The 401-nt window shown below is 44.6% G+C and carries 1 pseudogene; it reads right to left on the reverse strand.

The features are described from left to right. Window positions 1-9 precede the first annotated feature (9 nt). Window positions 10-401, reverse strand: a pseudogene (locus OH455_RS23295) (hypothetical protein); the annotation flags it as partial.

The following is a 401-nucleotide window of genomic DNA, read 5'->3' on the forward strand; positions in this document are numbered from 1 at the left end:
CGTGAATACTTACTCTTCCTCGACAACAGTAAGAAAGGGGGCTAAGTGTTTTACGATTTTAGCTTGCTCCTCATGGGAGGCGGCATAACTTAAAAAGTAAAAGTTTCGATTGGAGCGATAAAGGTCTCTACCTTCTTCATCATCCTCAGCGTGAACCATTTCGATCATTGGTGACATATGCCACTGAACAAGGTTGTTTTTATATTGGATGCAAGGTGCAATACGAAATTCATAGTTAAGCAAAGAATTAAACGGCAACACTCGCTGCCGAGGTCTATTGACTACTCCTGCCATTTTAAACGACATTAATAGCCCGGCGCCGGCGCCAACAAACATCATCGGCCCGACCAGCACCACACCGATAAGCGAAATAGCAATACCGGCATAGCCAGAGTAACGTA

It is taken from the genome of Vibrio sp. T11.5, assembly GCF_027587155.1.
Lineage (GTDB): Bacteria > Pseudomonadota > Gammaproteobacteria > Enterobacterales > Vibrionaceae > Vibrio > Vibrio neptunius.